Genomic DNA, 26,278 nt, shown 5'->3' on the forward strand with positions numbered 1-26,278 from the left:
CTCCGGTGGTGAGGGCATCGGGCCTTTTCCGACCGACCGCGGCTGGGACCTCGACCGCCTCTACCACCCCGACCCGGATCACCCCGGCACCTTCTATGCCCGCGAGGGCGGCTTCCTCTACGACGCCGGCGACTTCGACGCGGAGCTGTTCGGCATCTCGCCGAGGGAGGCCCTGGCGATGGATCCGCAGCAGCGGCTGCTGCTGGAGACGTCGTGGGAAGCTCTGGAAACGGCCGGGGTGAACCCGCTCGGGCTGCGAGGCGAGCCGGTCGGGGTGTTCGTGGGCGCGTCGTTCATGGGCTATGGCAGCGGTCAGGTCGACGAGGAGGCCGAGGGGCACCTGCTGACCGGCACGGCGTCGTCGGTGATGTCGGGCCGGATCTCCTACACGTTCGGCCTCGAGGGCCCGGCCGTCACGGTGGACACTGCCTGCTCGTCGTCGCTGGTGGCTCTGCATCTGGCGGCGCAGGCGCTGCGGTCCGGCGAGTGCTCGATGGCGCTCGTCGGCGGCGTGACGGTGATGCCCGACGCGGACGTGTTCGTGGAATTCTCGCGGCAGCGCGGACTGGCCGCCGACGGTCGGTGCCGGTCGTTCGGTGCGGGCGCGGAGGGAACCGGGTGGTCCGAGGGCGCGGGCGTGCTGCTGGTCGAGCGGCTTTCCGACGCCCGGCGCCACGGACATGAGATCCTCGCGGTCGTCCGGGGCAGTGCCGTCAACCAGGACGGCGCGTCCAACGGGCTGACCGCCCCGAACGGGCCCGCTCAACAACGGGTGATCCGCTCGGCACTCGCGTCGGCCGGCCTCTCCGCATCCGACGTGGACGCCGTGGAGGCGCACGGCACCGGTACGACACTGGGTGATCCGATCGAGGCGCAGGCTCTGCTCGCCACCTACGGGCAGGGGCGCGAGACGCCGCTGTTCCTCGGCTCGGTGAAGTCGAACATCGGGCACACGCAGGCGGCGGCCGGTGTCGCCGGGATCGCCAAGATGATCATGGCCTTGCGCAACGGCACACTGCCGGCCACCCTGCACGCGGCCGAGCCGTCGCCCCACGTGGACTGGTCGGCCGGTCACGTCGAGCTGTTGACCGGCGCGCGGCCGTGGGCGCCGGGGGAGCGGCCGCGGCGGGCCGGTGTGTCGGCGTTCGGCGTGAGCGGCACCAACGCCCATGTGATCCTCGAGGAGCCGCCCGCCGTCGATGCGCCGGGCTCTCCGGTCAGACCGCCGGTGGCGCCGGTCCTGGTCTCGGGCCACACCGACGAGGCTTTGCGGGCGCAGGCGGATCGATGGCTGACAGCCGGGGCGGACCGCGCCGGGCTGGCCGCGGCGACGGCCCGGCGGGCGGCGTTGGCCCATCGGGCGGTTGTGCTGTCCGAGGACACGACGGCGGGTCTCGAGGCGATCGTCACCGGCGCCGCCACGGTCAGCGGAGTGGTCACGTCCGGCCGTCTCGGGTTCTTGTTCACCGGGCAGGGCGCACAGCGGGCCGGGATGGGTCGCGGGCTCTACGAGACGTTCCCGGTCTTCGCCGACGCCTTCGACCAGGTCGCCCTGCACATCGACCAGCACCTCGACCGGCCCCTCGCCGCGGTTTTGGCCGACGAGGAAGCGATTCACCGGACCGGGTACGCCCAGCCGGCCGTCTTCGCCGTCGAGGTCGCACTCTTCGCCCTGCTGAAGTCGTGGGGCGTGACGCCGGATGTGCTGGTGGGCCACTCGATCGGGGAGATCGCGGCCGCGCACGTGGCCGGGGCGTTCTCGCTGGCCGACGCGGCGACGTTGGTCACCGCGCGCGGCCGTCTGATGCAGGCGCTGCCGGGCGGTGGCGCGATGCTGGCGGTGCGAGCGTCCGAAGCGGACGTGGTGGCGGTGTTCCCCGAAGTGGACATCGCCGCGGTCAACGGGCCCGACGCCGTCGTGGTCTCGGGCACCGAGCCGGACATCTCGCGCGTCGCCGGGCACGGGTGGAAGACGACCCGGCTGCGCACGAGCCACGCGTTCCATTCGCGGTTGATGGAGCCGATGCTCGAGGAGTTCCGGTCGGTGGTGCAGACTCTCACCTTTGTCGGTGCGGGTCGGTGGGCTGATCCGGAGTACTGGGTGCAGCATGTGCGGGGCACGGTCCGGTTCGCCGATGCGGTCGCCGAGCTGGGTGACGGCGTCCGGTTCGTCGAGCTGGGCCCGGACGGTGTGTTGTCGGCGATGGTGCCGGATGCGGTGCCGATGCTGCGCCGCGACCGCGACGAGCCGACGACGGCCCTGACCGCCCTGGCGACCCTGTGGGTGAACGGCGTCGCCGTGGACTGGACGTCGCTGCTGCCCGGCGTGCGCCCGGCACCCCTGCCGACGTACGCCTTCCAGCGCCACCGCTACTGGCTGCGTCCCCGGGCCGGGGCCCCGGCCCTCAGCGCCGACGCGGGATTCTGGGACCCGGTCGACCGCGGCGACCCCGCCGGGCTGGCCGCCCGTCTCGGCGTGCCGGTCACCGCGGTCGAACCGCTGCTGCCCGCCCTCGCCGCCTGGCGGGCCCGCGGCCGCGAGCGTGACCGCATCGACGGCTGGCGCTACCGTGTGACCTGGACGCCCGCGACCGATCTGCGCCCCGTCGCCCCCGCCGGCACGTGGGCGCTGATCGGCGACGACACCCTCGGCGTGGGCGATGCCCTGACCGCTCTGGGCGCCAACCCCGTGCCCGCCGAGCCCGCCGACCTGGCGGCGCTCGTACCCACCGGCGTTCTCGTGCTGCCGTCGGTGACCCTGGCCGAGCTTCCGGCCGTCGTGCGGTCGAGCGAGGCGAAGTTCTGGATCCTGACCCGCGGCGGCGTCACCACCGGTCGGGCCGACGGCGCCCCCGATGTGGCCGAGGCGGCCAAGTGGGGACTGGGCCGCGTCGCCGGTCTGGAACACCCGGACCGCTGGGGCGGCCTGCTCGACCTGCCCGCCACGCTCGACGCCCGGGCCACGGCCCGCCTCGGCGCGGTGCTGTCCGGCGCGCTCGGTGCCGAGGACCAGATCGCCCTCCGCCCGTCCGGCATCCTGCTTCGCCGCCTCGAACCGGCTCCCGCGATCACCGGTGAGGCGTGGCGGCCGCGCGGCACGGTGCTCATCGCCGGTGGCACCGGTGGTCTGGGCGCAGAGGTGGCGCGGTGGGCCGCAGCCAACGGCGCGGACCGGCTCATCCTCGTGTCCCGGGGCGGCGTAGCCCCGGCAGAGGTGCCCGGTGAGGCGTACGCGTGCGACCTGGCCGACCGGAACGCGGTGGCTGAACTGATCGCCCGGGTCGGTCCGATTGACGTGGTCGTGCACGCGGCGGGCGTGGCTGAGGACGTGGCGCTGGCTGACGTGGACCAGGCTCATCTGCGTCGGGTGCTGGCGGCCAAGGTGGATGGGGCCCGGCACCTCGACGAGTTGGTCGGTGAGGTGGCGGCGTTCGTCGTCTTCTCGTCGATCGCCGGTGTCTGGGGCAGCGCCGGGCAAGGCGCCTACGCCGCGGCCAATGCCGCCCTCGACGCGCTGGTCGCCGCCCGGCGGGGCCGTGGCGTGCCCGGCACCGCCGTCGCCTGGGGGCCATGGGCCGAGGTCGGCATGGCCGCCGACGCTGGGGTCTCCACGCTCCTGCGCCGCCGCGGGCTGACCCCGATCGGCCCCGCGCAAGCGCTTACCGCACTCGCCGCCGCCGTCGGCTCCGGGGAAGAGGCGGTCACGGTGGCCGACGTGCGGTGGGACGAGTTCCTGCCGATCTTCACGGCAAGCCGGGAACGACCGCTGTTCGCCTCCCTCGACACGACGCCCGCCCCGGGGCCGGCGGTGACCGGTCTGGCCGGGCGCCTGACCGGTCTGACCCCGGCCGACCAGCAGCGGCTGGTGCTCGACCTCGTCCGCGGTGAGGTCGCCGCCGCGCTCGGGCACGCCTCGGGCGAGGCGGTTTCGCCGGACCGGGCATTCAAGGATCTGGGCTTCGACTCGCTGACCGCGGTCGAGCTGCGCAACCGCCTGCGGGCCGCGACCGGGCTGGCCCTGCCGGCCACGCTCGCCTTCGACCATCCCAGCGCCGCCCGGCTCGCCGGCTTCCTGCTCGCGCAGGTCACCGGGGTCGGCCCGGCCAGTCCGGGCACCGTCGTGGCCGCCGCCGGGGATGACCCCATCGTCATCGTGGGCATGGGCCTGCGGTTGCCCGGCGGCGTCGAATCACCCGAGCAGTTCTGGGAGCTGCTCGCCTCCGGCGGCGAGGGCATCGGAGCGTTCCCCACCGACCGCGGGTGGGACCTCGACGGGCTGTACCACCCTGATCCCGAGCACCCGGGAACCTTCTATGCGCGCGGCGGCGGCTTCCTCTACGGCGCGGGCGACTTCGACGCCGGGCTGTTCGGCATCTCGCCGCGCGAGGCCCTGGCCATGGACCCGCAGCAGCGGCTGCTGCTCGAGACGTCGTGGGAGGCCCTGGAAAGCGGCGGGGTGGATCCGTTCGGGCTGCGCGGCGAGCCGGTCGGTGTGTTCGTCGGCGCTACGGCGATGGGCTACGGCGTCGGGCCGGTCGAGGCGGCCGACGGCATCGAGGGCCACCTGCTCACCGGTACGGCTTCGTCGGTGATGTCGGGCCGCCTCTCCTACACGTACGGGTGGGAAGGCCCAGCTGTCACCGTCGACACCGCCTGCTCCTCGTCGCTGGTCGCGCTGCACCTGGCGGCGCAGGCGCTGCGGTCGGGCGAGTGCTCGATGGCGCTGGTCGGCGGCGTGACGGTCATGCCGACCGTGGACGTGTTCGTGGAGTTCTCGCGGCAGCGCGGGCTGGCCGCGGACGGGCGTTGCCGGTCGTTCGGCGCTCGCGCGGACGGCACGGGCTGGTCCGAGGGCGCGGGCATGCTGCTCGTCGAGCGGCTGTCGACGGCCCGCGCCGCGGGTCGTCCGGTGCTGGCGGTCGTGGCGGGCACCGCGGTCAACCAGGACGGCGCCTCGAACGGGCTGACTGCGCCCAACGGGCCCTCGCAGCAGCGGGTCATCCGCTCCGCGCTGGCCAACGCTGGGCTGAACCCGTCGGACGTGGATGTCGTGGAGGCCCACGGCACCGGGACGACGCTGGGTGACCCGATCGAGGCTCAGGCCGTGCTCGCCACCTACGGTCAGGATCGCGACGAGCCGCTGTGGCTGGGCTCGGTCAAGTCGAATATCGGGCACACCCAGGCCGCCGCCGGTGTCGCCGGGATCGCCAAGGTGATCCTGGCCCTGCGGCACGGCACGCTGCCCGCCACCCTGCACGCGGCAGAGCCGTCGCCGCACGTGGACTGGTCGGCCGGGAGCGTTGAGCTGCTGACCGAGGCCCGGGCGTGGACGGCCGGGGACCGGCCGCGTCGGGCCGGTGTCTCGGCCTTCGGGGTGAGCGGCACCAACGCCCACGTGATCCTGGAGGAGCCGCCGGCCTCGGAGCCGGTGGTGACGGCGTCGACGGCGCTGCCGATGGTGCCGATTCCGCTGTCCGGTCACAGCGAGGAGGCTGTCCGGGCGCAGACCGGGCGGTTGCCCGGTGGCGACCTGGTGGCTCTGGGTGCTGCCGCGGCCCGCCGGGCCGTGCTGCCGCACCGCCGCGTCCTGCTGGGCGATCGTGAGATCTCCGGGGTGGCGTCGCCGGCTCGGCTCGGGTTCTTGTTCACCGGGCAGGGTGCGCAGCGGGCCGGGATGGGCCGCGGTCTGTACGAGGCGTTCCCCGTGTTCGCCGAGGCCTTCGATCAGGTTGCCCTGCATGTCGACCAGTACCTCGACCGGCCGCTCGCGTCGGTGCTGGCCGACGAGGAGGCGATTCACCGCACTGGGTATGCCCAGCCGGCGATCTTTGCGGTTGAGGTGGCTCTGCACGCGTTGCTGTCGAGCTGGGGTGTGACGGCGGATGTGCTGGTCGGCCATTCGATCGGTGAGATCGCGGCGGCGCATGTGTCCGGGGTGTTCTCGCTCGCCGACGCGGCGACCCTGGTGACCGCCCGCGGTCGTCTGATGCAGGCGCTGCCGGGCGGTGGTGCGATGCTGGCGGTCCAAGCCTCCGAAAGCGACGTCCGCGCGGCGTTCCCCGACATCGACATCGCGGCGGTCAACGGGCCGGCGGCCGTGGTGGTGTCCGGACCGGTGTCCGAGGTCGAGCGGGTTGCCGGGCACGGGTGGAAGTCGACCCGGCTGCGGACCAGCCACGCGTTCCACTCGCGGTTGATGGAGCCGATGCTGGCCGAGTTCCGGTCGGTGGTGCGGACTCTCACCTTTGTCGGTGCGGGACGGTGGGCTGACCCGGAGTACTGGGTCGAGCATGTCCGGGGCACGGTCCGGTTCGCCGATGCCATCGCCGAGCTGGGCGACGGCGTCCGCTTCGTCGAGCTGGGCCCCGACGGGGTGCTGTCGGCGATGGTGGCGGATGCGGTATCGATGCTGCGCCGCGACGGCGACGAGGTTGATACCGCGCTGACCGCGCTGGCGACCCTGTGGGTGAAGGGCGTCCCCGTCGACTGGAAGCGCCTCTTCGCCGGCGTTACGCCAACCGGGCTGCCCACGTACGCCTTCCAGCGCGAGCGTTACTGGCTGCTTCCGGCCACCCCGGCCGTCGTGGTCGAACCGGCCGAGGCCGGCTTCTGGAGCGCGGTTGAACACGGCGACCTGCCCGCCGTCGCCGCCGAGCTGGGCGTCGCCGCCGAAGCCGTGGCCGGAGTGCTGCCGGCCCTGTCCACGTGGCGCAGCCGCGGCCGGGAACGCTCTCGCATCGCCGGTTGGCGCCACCGCATCACCTGGAAGCCGGTCACCGACCCCGGCCCGTCCCGGCTCCCCGGCACCTGGTTGCTCATCGGGTCCGGCCCGGCCGAGTTCGAATTGGCCGCCGCGCTCACCGACCGCGGGGCCGTCGTCCGCTCCGTCGATGGGCCCGGCCGACTGCACGCCGTCGACGAGCCGATCGCCGGCGTCCTCGCCGGCCCGGCCACGGTCGACGACGCTCTATCGGTCGTCCAGGCGCTCGGCCATGCCGCGATCGACGCCCCGCTGTGGCTGCTCACGCATGGCGCCGTCTCGACCGGGCCCGCAGATCCGGCCACCCACCCCCGCCGGGCCGAGATCTGGGGCCTGGGCCGAGTGGCCGCGCTCGAGCACCCCGAGCGTTGGGGCGGGCTGGTCGACCTGCCCGAACGGTTCGACCCGCGCGTCGCCGACCGCCTGGTGAGCGTGCTGGCCGGCGGTCTCGGCGACGAGACGGAGGTGGCCGTCCGCAACGCCGGCGTGCTGGTGCGCCGACTCGTCCCGGCCGCGTCCCGCCCTGGCGCGGGCTGGCGGCCGACCGGCACAGTTCTCATCACCGGCGGCACCGGCGGACTCGGGCAGCAGGTTGCCCGGTGGGTTGCCGAGCAGGGCGCCCGCCGCGTCGTCGTGGCCGGCCGGCGGGGCGCGTCAGCCGGCGGCGTCCGCGATCTCCTCGCCGAGTTCGGCAATGTCGAGGCCCGCGCCTGCGACCTCACCGACGCCGACGACCTGGCTGCCCTCGTCCACGAGTTCGACCACGAGCCCGACCTGGCCATCGTGCACGCCGCCGGTGTTCTCGACGACGGCCTGCTCGCCGATCTCGACTCGGCCCGCCTCGACGCCGTGCTCGCGGCCAAGGCCGACGCGGCCTGGCAGCTGCACGAACTCACCGCTGACCGGCCGCTGGCCGCGTTCGTGCTCTTCTCGTCGACCGCCGCCGTGTTCGGCAACCCCGGCCAGGCCAACTACGCCGCCGCCAACGCCTCGCTCGACGCCCTCGCCGAGCACCGCGCCGCCCTGGGCCTGACCGCGACCTCGATCGCCTGGGGCCCGTGGGCCGAATCCGGCATGATGGCCGCCCACGCCGGCTCGGCGCAGTTCCGTCGCAGCGGCCTCGCCCTGCTGCGCCCGGAATCGGCGTTGGCCGCCCTCGCTTCCGCGATGGGCGGCGGGGATCCGGCCGTCGTCGTGGCCGATGTGCGCTGGGACCGCTTCGCCGCCGAGCTCGGCGCCGTGCGCCCGGCGACGGTGCTGGCCGACCTGCCGGGACGGCCGGCGGCCGTCCGCGCGGTCACCGTCACGGGCGTCCTGCCGCTCGCCTCGCGTCTGGCCGACCTGCCCGCGGCCGAGGCCCGCCGGGCGGTGCTGACCGAGGTGCGTGAGCGGGCCGCGGCGGTCCTCGGGCACGGCTCGGGCGAGGCGGTCACGCCCGGACGCACGTTCCAGGAGCTCGGGTTCGACTCGCTGACCGCGATGGAACTGCGCAACCGGCTCGCCTCCGCGACCGGGCTCACGTTGCCCGCCACGCTGGTCTTCGACTACCCGGACGCGGATCGCGTCGCCACCTATCTGCTCGACCGGCTCGCCGGCACCCGGGCCACGCCTGCGCCCGCCGCGCCCGTCACCACCGGCGCCGGCGAGGACCCGATGGTCATCGTCGGGCTGGCGGTGCGGTTGCCCGGCGGCGCGGACACCCCCGAGGCACTGTGGGACCTGCTCACTTCGGGCACCGACGCGATGAGCGGATTCCCGGCCGACCGCGGGTGGGACCTCGACGCGATCTACCACCCCGATCCGGACCACCCCGGCACCACCTATACGCGTGAGGGCGGCTTCATCACGGCCGCCGCCGACTTCGACGCCGCGCTGTTCGGCATCTCGCCGCGCGAGGCCCTGGCCATGGATCCGCAGCAGCGGCTGCTGCTCGAGACGTCGTGGGAGGCGTTCGAACGGGCCGGGATCGATCCGTTGAGCCTGCGTGGCGAGCCGGTCGGTGTCTTCGCCGGCACCAACGGGCAGGACTACGTCACGCTGCTCGACGAGGCCGGCGACGACCTCGCGGGGTCGGCCGGGCACGTCGGCACCGGCAACGCCGCGAGCGTGCTCTCGGGCCGCGTCTCCTACACGTTCGGCCTGGAAGGCCCGGCGGTCACCGTCGACACCGCCTGCTCGTCCTCGCTCGTCGCCCTGCACCTCGCCGGGCAGGCTCTGCGCTCGGGTGAGTGCACGATGGCGCTGGTCGGCGGCGTCACCGTGATGGCCACCCCGACCGCGTTCCTCGACTTCAGCCGGCAACGCGGCCTGGCCGCCGACGGCCGGTGCAAGTCCTTCTCGGCCGATGCCGACGGCACCGCCTGGGGTGAGGGGGCCGGTGTGTTCGTGGTCGAGCGGCTCTCCACCGCCCGGGCCGCCGGCCGCCGCGTCCTCGCCGTCGTGCGCGGCACCGCGGTCAACCAGGACGGCGCGTCGAACGGTCTCACCGCCCCCAACGGACCCTCGCAGCAGCGGGTCATCCGGGCCGCGCTCGCCTCGGCCGGCCTCACCGCCGCCGACGTGGACGCCGTCGAGGCCCACGGCACCGGCACGACACTGGGCGACCCGATCGAGGCCGAGGCGCTGCTCGCCACGTACGGGCAGGAGCGGTCCACGCCGCTGTGGCTCGGCTCGATCAAGTCGAACCTCGGCCACACCCAGGCGGCGGCGGGCGCGGCCGGCGTGGCCAAGATGGTGCTCGCCCTGCGGCACGGCACGCTTCCCGCCACGCTGCACGCCGACGATCCGTCGCCGCACGTCGACTGGTCGGCGGGCACCGTCTCGCTTCTCACTGTCGCGCAGCCATGGCCCGCGGGCGACCGCATCCGCCGCGCGGGGGTCTCGTCGTTCGGCATCAGCGGCACCAACGCCCACGTGATCCTCGAGGAGCCGCCGGCCTGGGAGCCGGTGGTCGCGTCACCGCCGATCCTGCCGATGGTGCCGATTCCGCTGTCCGGTCACAGCGAGGACGCTGTCCGGGCGCAGGCCGAGCGGTTCCCAGGCGGCGAGCCGATGGCTCTGGGTGCTGCCGCGGCCCGCCGCGCCGCGCTGCCCCACCGCCGCGTCCTGCTGGGCGATCGTGAGATCTCCGGGGTGGCGTCGCCGGCTCGGCTCGGGTTCCTGTTCACCGGGCAGGGCGCGCAACGGGCCGGGATGGGCCGCGGTCTGTACGAGACGTTCCCCGTGTTCGCCGAAGCCTTCGACCAGGTCGCCCTGCACGTCGACCAGCACCTCGACCGGCCACTCACGTCGGTGCTGGCCGACGAGGAGGCGATTCACCGCACCGGGTACGCCCAACCGGCGATTTTCGCTGTAGAGATAGCCCTGCACGCGCTGCTCGAGTCGTGGGGCGTCGTGCCCGACGTGCTGGTGGGCCACTCGATCGGGGAGATCGCGGCCGCTCACGTGGCCGGGGTGCTGTCGCTCGCCGACGCGGCGACGCTGGTGACCGCGCGGGGACGTCTGATGCAGGCGCTGCCCGACGGTGGCGTCATGCTGGCGGTGCAGGCCTCGGAGGCCGAGGTCCGCGCGGCGTTCCCCGACATCGACATCGCGGCGGTCAACGGACCGGCGGCGGTTGTCGTGTCCGGCCTGTCCGCCGAGGTGGAGCGGGTCGCCGAGCACGGCTGGAAGACGACCCGCCTGCGGACGAGCCACGCGTTCCACTCGCGGCTGATGGAGCCGATGCTGGCCTCCTTCCGCGAGGTCGTCGAGGGTCTGACCTTCCCCGCGCCCACCGTCGCCGTGGTGTCCACGGTGACCGGCGGCCCGGCCGACTGGACCGATCCCGGCTACTGGGTGCGGCAGGTCCGGGCCACGGTCCGGTTCGCCGACGCGGTCGCCGCCTTGGACGGCGTGCGCTTCGCCGAACTCGGCCCCGACGGCCTGCTGTCGGCGATGGCGCCGAACTCGGTGCCGCTGCTGCGCCGCGACCGCGACGAACCGACGACGGCCCTGACCGCGCTGGCGAACCTGTGGACCAACGGCACCACCGTGGATTGGCCGGCCCTCTTTACCGGAGCCGCCCCGGCCGACCTGCCCACCTACGCGTTCCAGCGCCAACGCTTCTGGCCCGGACCCAACACCCGGCCCCGCTCCGCCGACCAGGCCGAGGACGGCTTCTGGACGGCGGTCGAGGACGGCGACACCGGTGCCCTGGCCGCCCGGCTGGACGTCCCGGCCAGTGCACTCGAGTCGTTGCTGCCCGCCCTCGCGACCTGGCGGGCCCGTGGCCGGGACCGTTCGCTCATCGACGGCTGGCGCTACCGCATCACCTGGAAGCCCGCCACGATCCCGGCCACGCCTGCCCTCACCGGTGTCTGGGCCGTCGCCGGTCAGGACCGCTTCAACCTCACCGAAACGCTCGCCGGCTCAGGCGCCGCTGTGGGTCAGCTGGACCAGGGCGAGGCCGCCGGCATCGTCGCGGCGCCCGAGACTGTGGCTGAGGCGCTCGCCCTCGTCCAGGAACTGATCGCCGCCGGGCGGCCGGTGAAGCTCTGGCTCGTGACCCGCGGTGCGGTGGCCACCGGTCGCGGCGACACGCCGGTGCGGGTCGACCAGGCGGCACTGTGGGGCTTCGGTCGCGTGGTGGCTCTCGAACATCCGGAAATCTGGGGCGGCCTGCTCGACCTGCCCGAGACGCTTGACGCCCGCGCCACGAACCGGCTCGCCGCGGTCCTCGGTGGCGTGCTCGGGGCCGAGGACCAGATCGCGCTGCGCCGCAACGGTGTGCTGCTGCGCCGCCTCGACCGCGCCCCGGCCGGTGACGGCCCGGAGTGGCGACCGCGCGGCACGGTCCTCATCACCGGCGGCACCGGCGGCCTCGGCCGCGAGGTGGCGCGTTGGGCGGCGGAGAACGGCGCCGAGCGGCTGATTCTGGTGTCCCGCCGCGGCACTCCGGCTCCGGAGTTGCCGCTCGTCGAGTCGTACGCCTGCGACCTGGCCGACCGCGACGCGGTGGCGGCCCTGCTCACCGAGATCGGCCCGGTCGACGCGATCGTGCACGCGGCCGGCGTCGGCGAGGACCTCGCGCTGGCCGACGCCGACCCCGCCCACCTCGACCGGGTGCTCAACGGCAAGGTCGACGGCGCCCGCCACCTCGACGAGCTCGCCGGCGACGTGGACGCGTTCGTCGTCTTCTCCTCGATCTCCGCCACCTGGGGCAGCGGCCGGCAGGCCGCATACGGCGCGGCCAACGCCGCCCTGGACGGCCTCGTCGAGCGTCGCCGTGCCGAAGGCAAGCCCGGCACCGCGATCGCCTGGGGCCCGTGGGCCGAGGTCGGCATGGCCGCCGGCCACGAGGCGGCCGCGTCGCTGCGCCGCCAAGGGTTGTCCGGGATGGACAGCCGGCACGCGATCGCCGCGCTGGCCGTGGCCGTGGGCGTCGGCGACGACCTGATCACCGTGGCCGACGTGCGGTGGGACGAGTTCCTGCCCCTGTTCACGGCGAGCCGGGAGCGGCCGCTGTTCGAGGCGCTGCTCGACGCATCTCCGGCCCAGGCGCCGGCGACGACCGGCCTGGCCGCGCACCTGGCCGGCCTGACCCCGGCCGAGCAGCTTCGCCGGGTGCTCGATCTGACCCGCGCCGAGGTCGCCGCCGCGCTCGGCCACGCGTCGGCCGCCGATGTCGAGCCGGGACGGGCGTTCAAGGATCTCGGCTTCGACTCGCTCACCGCCGTCGACCTGCGCAACCGGATGCAGGCGGTCACCGGACTGGCGTTGCCGGCCACCCTGGCCTTCGACCACCCTGACGCGGAACGGCTCGCCGCCTTCGTCCGGGAACGGGTCTCGGGCCTGGCCGAGGCGAAGCCGGCGGTAGCAGCCGTCACCGCAACTACCGACGACCCGATCGTCATCGTCGGCCTGGGGCTGCGCCTGCCCGGCGGCGTCGACAGCCCGAACGCGCTGTGGGAACTCGTGGCCGGAGGCGCCGACGCGATCGGCGAGTTCCCGACCGACCGCGGCTGGGACCTCGACCGGCTCTATCACCCCGACCCCGAGCACCCGGGCACCTTCTATGCGCGCGGGGGCGGCTTCCTCCACGACGCGGCCGACTTCGACGCCGAGCTGTTCGGCATCTCGCCCCGCGAGGCCCTGGCGATGGATCCGCAGCAGCGCCTGCTGCTCGAGACGAGCTGGGAAGCCCTCGAAACGGCCGGGGTCGACCCGCGCGGGCTGCGCGGCGAGCCCGTGGGCGTGTTCGTCGGCGCGACCTTCATGGGCTACGGCAGCGGCTCCACCGAATCGACCGAGGGCCACCTGCTCACCGGCACGGCCTCGTCGGTCATCTCGGGCCGCATCTCCTACACGTACGGGCTGGAAGGCCCGGCCGTCACCGTTGACACCGCCTGCTCGTCGTCGCTCGTCGCGCTGCACCTGGCCGGGCAGGCGCTGCGGTCGGGCGAGTGCTCGATGGCGCTTGTGGGTGGCGTGACCGTGATGCCAACCGCCGACGTGTTCGTCGAGTTCTCGCGGCAGCGGGGGCTCTCCGCCGACGGGCGTTGCAAGTCCTTCGGCGCAGGCGCGGACGGCACGGGCTGGTCCGAGGGCGCGGGCATGTTGCTCGTCGAGCGGCTCTCCGACGCCCGGCGCCACGGTCACGACGTTCTTGCGGTCGTGCGCGGCACTGCGGTCAATCAGGACGGCGCGTCCAACGGCCTGACCGCCCCCAACGGGCCGGCCCAGCAGAGGGTCATCCGCGGGGCGCTGGCCGCAGCCGGACTGACGACCTCGGACATCGATGTCGTGGAGGCGCACGGCACCGGAACGACTTTGGGTGACCCGATCGAGGCGCAGGCGGTGCTGGCCACCTACGGCCAGGATCGGGAGACGCCGCTTTGGCTGGGCTCGATCAAGTCGAACATCGGGCACACCCAGGCCGCGGCCGGCATCGCGGGCATCGCCAAGATGGTGCTGGCCATGCGGCACGGCCGGATGCCGGCCACGTTGCACGCCTCGGACGCCTCGCCGCACGTCGACTGGTCGGCGGGCCAGGTTTCGCTGCTGACCGAGCCTCGTGAGTGGCCGGCGGGGGACCGGCCGCGCCGGGCCGGTGTCTCGGCGTTCGGTGTCAGCGGCACCAACGCGCACGTGATCCTCGAGGAGCCGCCGGCCGTCGGCGGGCTTGATTCGAGGGCCGAGCGGCCGGTGGAGCCGCCGGCTTCCGGCGCGCCGAGTCGGCGCGCCGGACTGGTGCCGGTGCTGGTGTCGGGGCATACCGAAGAGGCACTGCGGGCGCAGGCGAGACGACTGTCGGCGGTCGAGGCGGATGGGACCGGTCTGGCGGCGGCTGCGGCGCGGCGGGCGGAGTTGCCTCATCGGGCGGTCGTCCTGTCCGACGACCTGATCGTGGGTCTGGAGGCGGTTGCCGCCGGCTCCGGCGCGGTGACCGGTGTGGCGGCGCCGGGCCGGGTCGGGTTCCTGTTCACCGGTCAGGGCGCGCAGCGGGCCGGGATGGGCGGGGGCCTGTACGAGACGTTCCCTGTCTTCGCTGACGCCTTCGACCAGGTCGCCCTGCACGTTGATCGGCACCTCGACCGGCCCCTGGCTGAGGTGCTGGCCGACGAGGAGGCGATCCACCGCACCGGGTACGCCCAGCCGGCCATCTTCGCCGTCGAAGTGGCCCTGCACGCGCTTCTCACAAGCTGGGGTGTGACGGCGGACGTGTTGGTCGGGCATTCGATCGGGGAGATCGCAGCGGCGCATGTGTCCGGGGTGTTCTCGCTGGAGGACGCGGCGACATTGGTGACCACGCGGGGCCGTCTGATGCAGGCGCTGCCGGTCGGCGGGGCGATGCTGGCGGTCCAGGCGTCCGAGAGCGACGTGCGCGCGGCGTTCCCGGACATCGACATCGCGGCGGTCAACGGCCCGGCGGCGATCGTGATCTCCGGTCTGTCCGCCGAGGTGGACCGGGTCGCCGGGCACGGGTGGAAGTCGACCCGGCTGCGGACGAGTCATGCGTTTCATTCGCGGTTGATGGAGCCGATGCTGGCCGAGTTCCGGTCGGTGGTGCATGCCCTGGACTTTGTGGGTTCGGGGCGGTGGGCTGATCCGGAGTACTGGGTGCAGCATGTGCGGGGCACGGTCCGGTTCGCCGACGCCATCGCCGAGGTGGGTGACGACGTCCGGTTCGTGGAGCTGGGCCCGGACGGTGTGCTGTCGGCGATGGTGCCGGATGCGGTGCCGCTGCTACGCCGCGAGCGCGACGAGGCCACCACGGCTCTCACTGCCCTGGCGACCCTGTGGACCCGTGGCGTTTCGGTCGACTGGTCGTCGTTCTTCCTCGGCGCGCAACCCGCTCAGCTGCCCACCTACGCGTTCCAGCGGCAGCGCTACTGGCTCGAAGCACGCACCGAGGTGGTCGAGTCCGACGCCGGACTGTGGGGCCCGGTGGAGCGGGGCGACCTGGCGACGTTCGCCGCCGAACTCGGCGTCGACGCGGACGCCCCGCTCGACGAGGTGCTGCCCGCGCTCACCTCGTGGCGGGCCCGCGGCCGCGACCGCTCCCGCCTGGACTCGTGGCGCTATCGGGTCAGGTGGGAGCCCGTCGCCGACTTCGGTCCGGCCCGCGCTTCCGGCACCTGGCTCCTGATCGGGGCCGGCCCCGATGCTGTTGCTTCGGCCGGGTCCAGCTCGGCTCAATCCCGCTCCGGCGAACCCGGTCTCGGGGGATCAGGCTTGGCCGCCGCACTTGCCGGCCACGGCGCCACCGTGCGGGCCATCAGTGGTCTGGACGAGCTGGCCGCCGTCGACGAGGCGGTGGCCGGCGTGGTCTGTCTGGCCGGCCCGTTGCTCGACACGCTCGCCGTGGTGCAAGCCCACCTGGCCGGCGGCCTCGCAGCGCCGCTCTGGCTGGTCACCCGCGGTGCCGTCTCGACCGGGCGGGCCGACGCGCCCGTCGACCCGCTGGCGGCTCAGATCTGGGGTCTCGGTCGCGCCCTCGCCCTCGAACACCCCGACCGCTGGGGTGGCCTGCTCGACCTGCCCGCCGACCTTGACGACCGGGCCGCGAACCGCGCCACCGCCGTCCTCTCCGGCGCGCTCGGCGACGAGGACCAGCTCGCGGTGCGGGCCGGGGGTGCTCTCGTACGCCGTCTGGGCCCGGCCCCCGCGGGTGGTGGTGCGACCTGGCGGCCGCGCGGCACGGTGCTCATCGCCGGCGGCACCGGTGGACTGGGCGCTGAGGTCGCGCGGTGGGCGGCCGGGAACGGCGCCGAGCGCTTGATCCTGGTGTCCCGCCGGGGAACGCCGATCGAAGATCTGCCGCTCGCCGAGACGTACGCCTGCGATCTGGCCGACCGGGACGCGGTCGCGGCCCTGCTCGCGGGGGTCGGCCCGGTTGACGCCGTTGTGCACGCCGCCGGGGTCAGCGAGCACACGCTGCTGGCCGACGCCGACGAGGCGCACGTCCGCCGGGTGGTCGACGGCAAGGTGCTGGGCGCGTTGCACCTCGACGAGCTGGCCGGTGACGTGGAGGCGTTCGTCGTCTTCTCGTCGATCTCCGGCATCTGGGGCAGCGCCGAGCAGGCCGCCTACGGAGCGGCCAACGCGGCCCTGGACGGCTTGATCGCCCGCCGCCGCGCCACCGGGCGCCCCGGCACCGCGATCGCCTGGGGGCCCTGGGCCCGCGTCGGCATGGCGGCGGACGACGAGACCGCGGCGCAGCTGCGGCGGCGCGGCCTGACCCCGATCGAACCCGCCCTCGCCCTCACGGCGCTCGCCCACGCGGTCGGCGCGGGCGAGGAGTCGGTGACGATCGCCGATGTCCGATGGGCCGATTTCCTGCCGGTGTTCACCGCAAACCGCGCCCGCCCGCTCTTCGACACGCTGCCCGCTGTCGCCGAGGCGCCGGCCCCGGAGAAACACTTCCTGGCCGGTGTCGCGTCCACCGACCGGCCCCGGCACGTGCTCGACCTGGTGCGCTCCGAGGTGGCCGCCACCCTGGGCCACGCCTCGGCCGGCACGATCGAGCCCGGACGGGCGTTCCAGGAGCTCGGCTTCGACTCGCTGACCGCGGTCGAACTGCGTAACCGGCTGCGCGCCGCGACCGGCCTGGCCCTGCCCACCACGCTCGCCTTCGACCACCCGAACGCCGAGCGGCTGGCCCGTTTCGTGCTCGCCGAGTTGGGCGAGACCGAGTCCGTCGCGGTGGCGGCCCCGGTGGCCGTCGCCGTCACCACGGACGACCCGGTCGTCATCGTGGGCATGGGTCTGCGGTTGCCCGGCGGTGTCGAGACCCCGGACCAGTACTGGGACCTGCTGGCCGCCGGCGGCGAAGGCATCGGCGCTTTCCCCACCGACCGCGGCTGGGACCTGGACGTGCTCTACCACCCCGACCCTGAGCACCCGGGCACCTTCTACGCCCGCGAGGGCGGTTTCCTGCACAGTGCGGGTGACTTCGACGCGGGGCTGTTCGGCATTTCGCCGCGGGAGGCCCTGGCGATGGACCCGCAGCAGCGGCTGTTGCTCGAGACGTCGTGGGAGGCCCTGGAACGCGGCGGCGTCGACCCGCGCGGCCTCGCCGGCACCCAGGTCGGCGTCTACGTGGGCGCGGCCTTCATGGGCTACGGCACCGGAGCCGCCGGCGACCCCACCGAAGGTCACCTGCTGACGGGTACGGCGTCGTCGGTCATCTCCGGGCGCATCTCCTACACGTACGGTCTCGAAGGCCCGGCCGTCACCGTCGACACGGCGTGCTCGTCGTCGCTGGTCGCGCTGCACCTGGCCGCGCAGGCGCTGCGCTCGGGTGAGTGCACGATGGCCCTGGTCGGCGGGGTGACGGTGATGCCGACGCCCGACATCTTCGTGGAGTTCTCGCGACAGCGTGGCCTCGCGGCCGACGGCCGGTGCCGGTCGTTCGGTGCCGGTGCGGACGGCACGGGCTGGTCCGAGGGTGCGGGCATGCTGCTGGTCGAGCGGCTGTCGACGGCCCGCGCCGCCGGTCGGCCGGTCCTCGCGGTCGTCGCGGGCACGGCGGTCAACCAGGACGGCGCCTCCAACGGGCTCACCGCACCGAACGGGCCGGCCCAGCAGCGCGTGATCCGGCGCGCCCTGGCGGCGGCCGGGCTGACGCCGCGCGACGTCGACGTGGTCGAGGCGCACGGCACCGGCACGACGCTGGGCGACCCGATCGAGGCCCAAGCCGTCCTGGCCACCTACGGCCAGGACCGCGACGAGCCGCTGTGGCTGGGCTCGGTCAAGTCGAACATCGGGCACACCCAGGCCGCCGCCGGAGTCGCCGGGATCGCCAAGATCATCCTGGCCATGCGCCACGGCACGCTGCCCGCCACCCTGCACGCGGCCGAGCCGTCGCCGCACGTCGACTGGTCGGCCGGCGACGTCCAACTGCTCACCGACGCGCGGCCGTGGGCGCCGCGGGACCGGCCCCGGCGGGCCGGCGTCTCGGCGTTCGGCGTGAGCGGCACAAATGCCCACGTGATCCTGCAGGAGCCGCCGGCCGCCGATGAGCCGGCGAAGCCGGTGACGGCCGGGTCGCCGACGGTTCCGGTGCTGCTGTCGGGCCACACCGAGGAGGCGCTGCGAGCGCAGGCGAGGCGGTTGTCGGTGGTCGAGGCCGACTGGACCGGTTTGGCCGCGGGCACCGCGCGGCGGGCCGCGCTACCTCATCGGGCGGTCGTTCTGTCCGGCGGCGCGGCGGGCCTGGAGGCGGTCGCCGACGGCTCCGGGGCGGTGACCGGTGTGGCCGCGCCCGGCCGGGTCGGGTTCCTGTTCACCGGGCAGGGCGCCCAGCGGGCCGGGATGGGCCGTGGGCTCTACGAGGCGTTCCCCGTGTTCGCCGAAGCGTTCGACCAGGTCGCACTGCACGTTGATCAGCATCTCGACCGGCCACTCGCGTCGGTGCTGGCCGACGAGGAGGCGATCCACCGGACCGAGTACGCCCAGCCCGCCATCTTCGCCGTCGAGGTCGCGCTGCACGCACTTCTCACCAGCTGGGGCGTGACGCCGGACGTGCTGGTGGGCCACTCGATCGGCGAGATCGCGGCGGCGCACGTGTCCGGGGTGTTCTCGCTGGCCGATGCGGCGATGCTGGTGACCGCTCGAGGTCGCCTGATGCAGGCGTTGCCGGCCGGCGGGGCGATGCTGGCGGTCCAGGCGTCCGAGGACGATGTACGCGCGGCGTTCCCCGACATCGACATCGCGGCGGTCAACGGCCTTCGCGCGGTCGTGGTCGCCGGTGCGGCGGAGGACATCGAGCGGGTCGCGGGGCACGGGTGGAAGGCGACCCGGCTGCGGACGAGTCACGCGTTCCATTCGCGGTTGATGGAGCCGATGCTGGCCGAGTTCCGGTCGGTGGTGCGGACGCTGACGTTCGCGGGCGCGGGGCGGTGGGCTGATCCGGAGTACTGGGTGGAGCACGTGCGCCGGCCGGTCCGGTTCGCTGATGCGATCGCTGAGCTGGGTGACGGGGTGCGGTTCGTCGAGCTGGGCCCGGACGGTGTGTTGTCGGCGATGGTCGAGGACGCGGTGCCGATGCTGCGCCGTGACCGTGACGAGGCGACGACAGCCCTGACGGCGCTGGCGACCCTCTGGACCCGGGGCGTGTCCGTCGACTGGGCGCCCCTGTTCGCCGGGATCACACCGGCCGAGCTGCCCACCTACGCGTTCCAGCGCGAGCGCTACTGGCTCGAGTTCCGTCCGCCGGTCGCCGACCCGGTCGAGGCCGGCTTCTGGGAGCGCATCGAGCAGGGCGACCTGCCCGGCTTGGCCGCCCAGCTCGGCGTGGCCGAGACCGCGCTGGAAGGCGTCCTGCCCGCCCTCACCGGCTGGCGCGCCCAGGGCCGCGAGCGGTCCACCATTGACGGCTGGCGCTACCTCGTCAGCTGGGAACCGGCCGCCGAGCCCGCCCCGGCACCGCTCGCCGGCGCCTGGGCCGTGCTCGGCGACGTCCCGGTCGATGGTGTCCCCGTCTCGGCCACGTCCCGCGACCGCCTCGCCGCTGCGCTGCGCGAGCTGAACCCGGCCGGTGTCGTGGCCGCGCCCGCCTCACTGGCCGAAGCCTTGACGCTCGTGCAGGCGACGGCCGACGCGGCGACCGGCGCCCGGCTGTGGCTGGTGACCCGCGGCGCGGTCGCCACCGGCCGCGCCGACGCCGCGGTCGACGTCGGCCAGGCACAACTGTGGGGACTCGGCCGCGCCGTCGCGCTGGAACACCCCGAGTTCTGGGGTGGCCTGCTCGACCTGCCCAGCGACGTGGACGCCCGGGCGGCGGCCCGGATCGCCGCGATTCTCAGCGGCGGGCTCGGCGCCGAAGACCAGCTCGCCGTGCGGGCGGGCGGCGTCCTCGTCCGGCGGTTGCGGCACGCGCCCGCGCCCGGCGGCGCGGGCTGGCAGCCGCACGGCACGGTCCTCATCGCCGGCGGCAGCGGCGGCCTGGGCCGGCAGGTCGCCCGGTGGGCCGCCGAGAACGGCGCCGAACGCCTCATTCTGGTGTCCCGCCGCGGAACGTCGCTCCCGGAGCTGCCGGACGCCGAGGCGTACGCCTGCGATCTGGCCGACCGCGATGCCGTGGCGGCCCTGCTCGCGAAGATCGGCCCGGTCGACGCCGTCGTGCACGCGGCCGGCGTCAGCGAGGACATGCCGCTGACCGGCGCCGATGAGACCCACCTGGATCGGGTGGTCCGCGCCAAGGTCGACGGTGCGCTGCACCTGGACGAGCTGGCCGGTGACGTGAAGACGTTCGTGGTCTTTTCCTCGATCTCCGGCATCTGGGGCAGCGCCCAGCAGGCCGCTTACGGCGCGGCGAACTCGGGCCTGGACGCGCTCGTCGCGCGGCGCCGGGCGACCGGGCGGCCCGGCATCGCGATCTCCTGGGGGCCGTGGGCCGAGGTCGGCATGGCCGCCGACGCCGAGGTCGCCGACCAACTGCGCAGGCGTGGTCTCAACCCGATGGCGCCGGAGCGGGCGCTGGCCGCCTTGGCCCGGACCGTCGGCTCGGCCGACGAACAGGTCACGGTGGCCGACGTGCGCTGGGATGAGTTCCTGCCCCTGTTCACCGCCAGCCGTGCCCGGCCGCTCTTCGACACGCTGCCGGAAGCCGCCGAGACTCCGGACGCCGAGCCGGAAAGAGACTGGCTGGCCGGGCTCACCCCGGCCGAGCAGAGCCGCCGGGTGCTCGACCTGGTCCGCGGCGAGGTGGCCTCGGCGCTCGGGCACGGCTCGGCCGACGCGATCGAGCCCGGACGGGCGTTCCAGGAGCTCGGCTTCGACTCGCTGACCGCGGTAGAGCTACGCAACCGCCTGCGCGCCGCGACTGGGCTGAGCCTGCCGACCACCCTCGCGTTCGACTACCCCGACGCCGATCGACTGGCCGCCTTCGTCCGGGAACAGCTCACCGGAACCGCAGCCGAGCCGACGGCCGGCGTCGCGACCGCGACCACCGACGACCCGATCGTCATCGTCGGCATGGGCCTGCGGCTGCCCGGCGGCGTCGAGACGCCCGAGCAGTACTGGGATCTGATCGCCGGCGGCCGCGACGGGATCGGCGCCTTCCCGGCCGACCGCGGCTGGGACCTGGACGCGCTCTACCACCCCGACCCGGAGCACCCGGGCACCTCCTACACACGGCACGGCGGCTTCCTGGCCGGGGCGGCTGATTTCGACGCCGAACTCTTCGGCATCTCGCCGCGCGAGGCCACCGCGATGGACCCGCAGCAGCGGCTCCTGCTCGAAACGTCGTGGGAGGCGTTGGAAGCGGCCGGGGTGAATCCGCTCGGGCTGCGCGGCGAGCCGGTCGGTGTCTTCGTCGGCGCCTCGTTCATGGGCTACGGCAACGGGCCGGGCGAATCAGTCGACGGCCTGGAAGGCCACCTGCTTACCGGCACCGCCTCGTCGGTGATGTCCGGCCGCGTCGCCTACACGTTCGGGCTGGAAGGCCCGGCGTTGACCGTCGACACCGCCTGCTCGTCGTCGTTGGTGGCCCTGCACCTCGCCGGGCAGGCCCTTCGCTCCGGCGAATGCTCGATGGCGCTGGTCGGCGGCGTGACGGTGATGCCCAACGCGGACGTGTTCGTCGAGTTCTCCCGGCAGCGTGGCCTCTCACCGGACGGCCGCTGCAAGTCGTTCGCGGCCGCTGCCGACGGCACGGGCTGGTCCGAGGGCGCGGGCGTGCTGCTCGTCGAGCGGCTCTCCGACGCCCAGCGGCTCGGCCACCCGATCCTGGCCGTCGTGCGCGGCACGGCGGTCAACCAGGACGGCGCCTCCAACGGCCTGACCGCACCGAACGGTCCGGCTCAGCAGCGCGTGATCCGATCGGCTCTGGCCGCCGCCGGTCTGACGACCTCCGACGTGGACGCGGTCGAGGCACACGGCACCGGCACGACCTTGGGCGACCCGATCGAAGCCCAGGCCGTGCTGGCCACCTATGGCCGGGAGCGCGAGGCGCCGCTGTTCCTCGGCTCGGTCAAATCGAACATCGGGCACACGCAGGCCGCGGCGGGGGTGGCGGGCATCGCCAAGATGGTCCTCGCGTTGCGGCACCAGACGCTGCCCGCGACTCTGCACGTCGACGAGGCCACGCCGCACGTGGACTGGTCGGCCGGCGATGTCGAGCTGCTGACCGAGGCCCGGCCGTGGACGGTGGGGGAGCGCACGCGGCGGGCCGGCATCTCGGCGTTCGGCGTGAGCGGCACCAACGCGCACGTGATCCTGGAGGAACCACCGGCGCCCGGCGAGCCGGAAGTGCCGGCCGCGGTCCTTCCCGTGGTGCCGGTGCCTCTGTCGGGACACAGCGAGGACGCACTGCGGGCGCAGGCGGGCCGGTTGCTGGCCGCGGTGGGCGACCGGACCGGGCTGGCGGCGGCCGCGGCGCGGCGGGCCGCGCTTTCCTACCGCCGCGTCCTGCTGGACGACCGGGAGATCTCCGGCGTGGCGTCACCGGCCCGGCTCGGGTTCCTGTTCACCGGTCAGGGTGCCCAACGGGCCGGGATGGGCCGGGGCCTGTACGAGACGTTCCCCGTGTTCGCCGAGGCCTTCGATCGGGTCGCCTTGCACGTCGGCCGGCACCTGGACCGGCCGTTGGCCGAGGTGCTGGCCGACGAGGAGGCGATTCACCGCACCGGGTACGCCCAGCCGGCCATCTTCGCCGTCGAAGTGGCCCTGCACGCGCTGCTCACGAGCTGGGGCGTGACGCCGGACGTCCTGGTCGGCCACTCGATCGGCGAGATCGCGGTGGCCCACGTCGCCGGTGTGCTCACGCTGGAGGACGCGGCGACGCTGGTGACCGCGCGGGGCCGATTGATGCAGGCGCTGCCGTCCGGTGGAGCGATGCTGGCCGTCCAGGCGTCCGAAGCCGACGTGGTGGCGGCGTTCCCCGAGGTGGATGTCGCCGCGGTCAACGGTCCGACGGCGGTGGTGGTCTCCGGCTCCGAGACGGACATCGCGGCCGTCGCCGGAAGCGCCTGGAAGACGACCCGTTTGCGGACGAGCCACGCCTTCCATTCGCGTCTCATGGAGCCGATGCTCGACCAGTTCCGCGCGGTGGTGGACACGCTGGCCTTCGCCGAGCCGACCATTGGTCCCTCGCGGTGGGCCGATCCGGAGTACTGGGTGCAGCACGTCCGCCGCCCGGTCCGGTTCGCCGACGCCATCGCCGAGCTGGGCGACGGCGTCCGGTTCGTCGAGCTCGGCCCGGACGGCGTGCTGTCGGCGATGGTCGAGGACGCGGTGCCGATGCTGCGGCGCGAGCGCGACGAGGTGACGACGGCCCTGACCGCGCTGGCTACCCTGTGGGTGGAGGGTGTCGCGGTCGACTGGACGGCGCTGCTGCCCGGCGTGCGCCCGGCGCCCCTTCCGACCTACGCGTTCCAGCGCCGCCGCTACTGGATCACCCCGGCCCGTGGCGCCGGCGACCTCGGCGCGGCTGGTCTGGACACCACCGGCCATCCGCTGGTCGGCGCGGTCGTCCCACTGGCCGACGGCGAAGGCGCGATTCTCACGGTCAGTCTGGCCCAGCGCACCCACCCCTGGCTGGCCGACCACGTGGTGGCCGGCGTGGCCCTGCTGCCCGGAACCGCGCTGTTGGAGCTGGCCCTGCAGGCCGCCCACCATATCGGCGCCGACACGGTCGAGGAATTGATCCTGCACACGCCACTGACCGTCCCCGACACCACGGCCGTGCCCGTCCAGGTCACCGTGGACGGCCGAGCGGTCAGAATCCACTCGCGCGACCCGCAGGGCGGCGGTTGGCAGCTGCACGCCTCCGGACGCCTTGCCGCTACCGGTGCCGGCGCCGCCCCGGCTCCGGAGGTGTGGCCGCCCGCAGGAGCCGAATCCGTGCCGCTGGACGGCTTCTATGACGGCCTGCGCGAGACCGGGCTCGACTACGGCCCGGCCTTCCAAGCGTTGCGGGCGGTCTGGCGGGACGGCGACGACCTGCTGGCCGAGGTCGTGCTGGACGACGACGAGCAGCAGCGCGCGGCGTACCGGTTCGGCGTCCACCCCGTCCTGGTCGACGCGGCCCTGCACGCGCTGAGCCTGACCGGTGGTGACGACCCCGGCGCCGCGGTGGCCCGGCTGCCGTTCAGCTGGTCGGACGTGACCGTGCAGGCCACCGGCGCCGACCGGCTGCGGGTGCGTCTCAGCCCGGAGGGCGACGCCGTGCGGCTTGTGGCCCACACGCCGGCCGGGCAGACGGTGCTTACCGTCGGCTCGCTCGTGCTGCGGGCAGCGCCGTCCTCGCGACCCGGCTCGGCCGACCTGTTCGCGGTGCGGTGGGAAAGCGTGCCTCTGCCGGCCACCGAGGAGACGGCCGGCTGGACGGTGCTCGGCGAGCCGATCGCCGAGCTGCCCGGCCTCCCGGCGGCCGACGATCTCGGCGCCCCCGTGATTCTGGTCGCCGCCGGCGGCGATCCCCGCGCCGAGGCCGCGCGAGTGCTCGGCATCGTGCAGCGGGCCCTGACCACCGACTCGCACATGGTCGTGCTGACCCGCGGCGACGACGACCTCGGCGCCGCGGCGGTGCGAGGCCTCGTCCGGTCGGCCGGGCAGGAGAATCCCGGACGGTTCACGCTGGTCGAAGTGGACGGTGACCCGGCCTCGTGGCGGGCGCTACCCGGGGCCCTGGCCATCGGCGAGCCCGAGCTGGCTCTCCGCGGTGGCGCGGCGTTCGCGCCTAGGCTGGCCCGGGCCGTCCCGGACGAGCCGGTCGAGCGGCCCTTCGGCGACGGCACGGTGCTGATCACCGGGGGCTCCGGCGCACTCGCCGGCCACGTGGCCCGCCACCTCGTCGCCACCCACGGCGTCGACCGGCTGGTGCTGGTCAGCCGTGGGGGTGGCGGCGAGAAGCTGGCGGCCGAGCTGCGCGAACGCGGTGCCGGCGTCACGCTGGCCGCGGCCGACGTGGCCGACCGGGCCGCGCTGGGCGCCGTGCTCGGCGCGATCCCGCCCGACCGCCCGTTGACCGCTGTGGTGCACACCGCCGGTGTGCTGGCCGACGGCATCGTCGAGCGGATGGCCTCCGAGCAGCTCGACCGGGTGTTGCGGCCCAAGGTGGACGGCGCGCTCAACCTGCACGAGCTGACCCGGGACTACGACCTGGCCGCTTTCGTGTTGTTCTCGTCGGCGTCGGCGCTGTTCGGCACGCCGGGGCAGGCGAACTACGCGGCCGCCAACGCCGTCCTCGACGCGCTGGCCGTGCGTCGGCGGTCACTGGGTCGGCCCGGGATCGCACTGGCCTGGGGGCCGTGGGCCGACGGCGGCATGGCCGGCGGGCTCGACGAGAACGACCGGCAGCGGATGGCCCGGGCCGGGACGCTCACGTTCGACGGGCCGGACGGGCTGGCCGCGTTCGACGCCGCGCTGGCCGCCCCGGAACCGGTGGTCGTGCCGATCCGGCTCGACCTGGCCGCGGTGCGGGCTTCCGGCGAGGTGCCGCCGCTGCTGCGCGGCCTGGTGCGGCGGGCCGTGGCGCGAGCCACGGCGGCGGCCGCGGCCCCGGCCGTACCGCAGCTCTCCGGTCTCTCCCTCGAGGCGCAACGCGAATTGGTGCTGGACCTCGTGCACGGCCACGTCGCGAGCGTGCTCGGCTATGCCGCCGGGCAGGCGGTCGAGCCCGCACGGGGGTTCTTGGATCTGGGCTTCGATTCGCTCACCGCGGTCGAGCTGCGCAATGGGCTGACCGCGGCGACCGGGCTGCGGCTGCCGGCGACGGTCATCTTCGACTACCCGAGTCCGGAGGACCTGGCCGAGCACCTACGCGAACAGCTGGCTCCGGCTCCGGCGCCGCTACCGGCGCTGGCTGAGCTCGCCCGGTTCGAGGCCTCGCTGAGCACGGACGGTCTGGATCCGGCGGTACGCGACCAGATCGCCGTACGCCTGCGCAAGCTCCTCGCCGGATGGTCGCCCACCGACGGCGGCGACGTGGACAGCCTCGAGGAAGCCAGCGACGACGAGATGTTCGCCTTCATCGACAACGAGCTGGGGCTGAGCTAAGGGCGCGCTAGGGGTTGGGGGGCATCGGCCCCG

General features: G+C 74.4%; 1 protein-coding gene (cut by a window edge). It reads left to right on the forward strand.

Translation table 11 applies throughout. The annotated features are described in order from the left end of the window. Positions 1-26,245, forward strand: partial view of a type I polyketide synthase gene (locus LXN57_RS48095; RefSeq protein ID WP_285904733.1) — the 3' portion only. The gene continues 13,100 nt to the left of window position 1, outside the view; 26,245 of the gene's 39,345 nt are visible here — the last part of the coding sequence; the start codon falls outside the window, past its left edge; its stop codon occupies positions 26,243-26,245. Positions 26,246-26,278: the final 33 nt, after the last annotated feature.

This window comes from Paractinoplanes hotanensis (assembly GCF_023717965.1).
Classification (GTDB): domain Bacteria; phylum Actinomycetota; class Actinomycetes; order Mycobacteriales; family Micromonosporaceae; genus Actinoplanes; species Actinoplanes polyasparticus.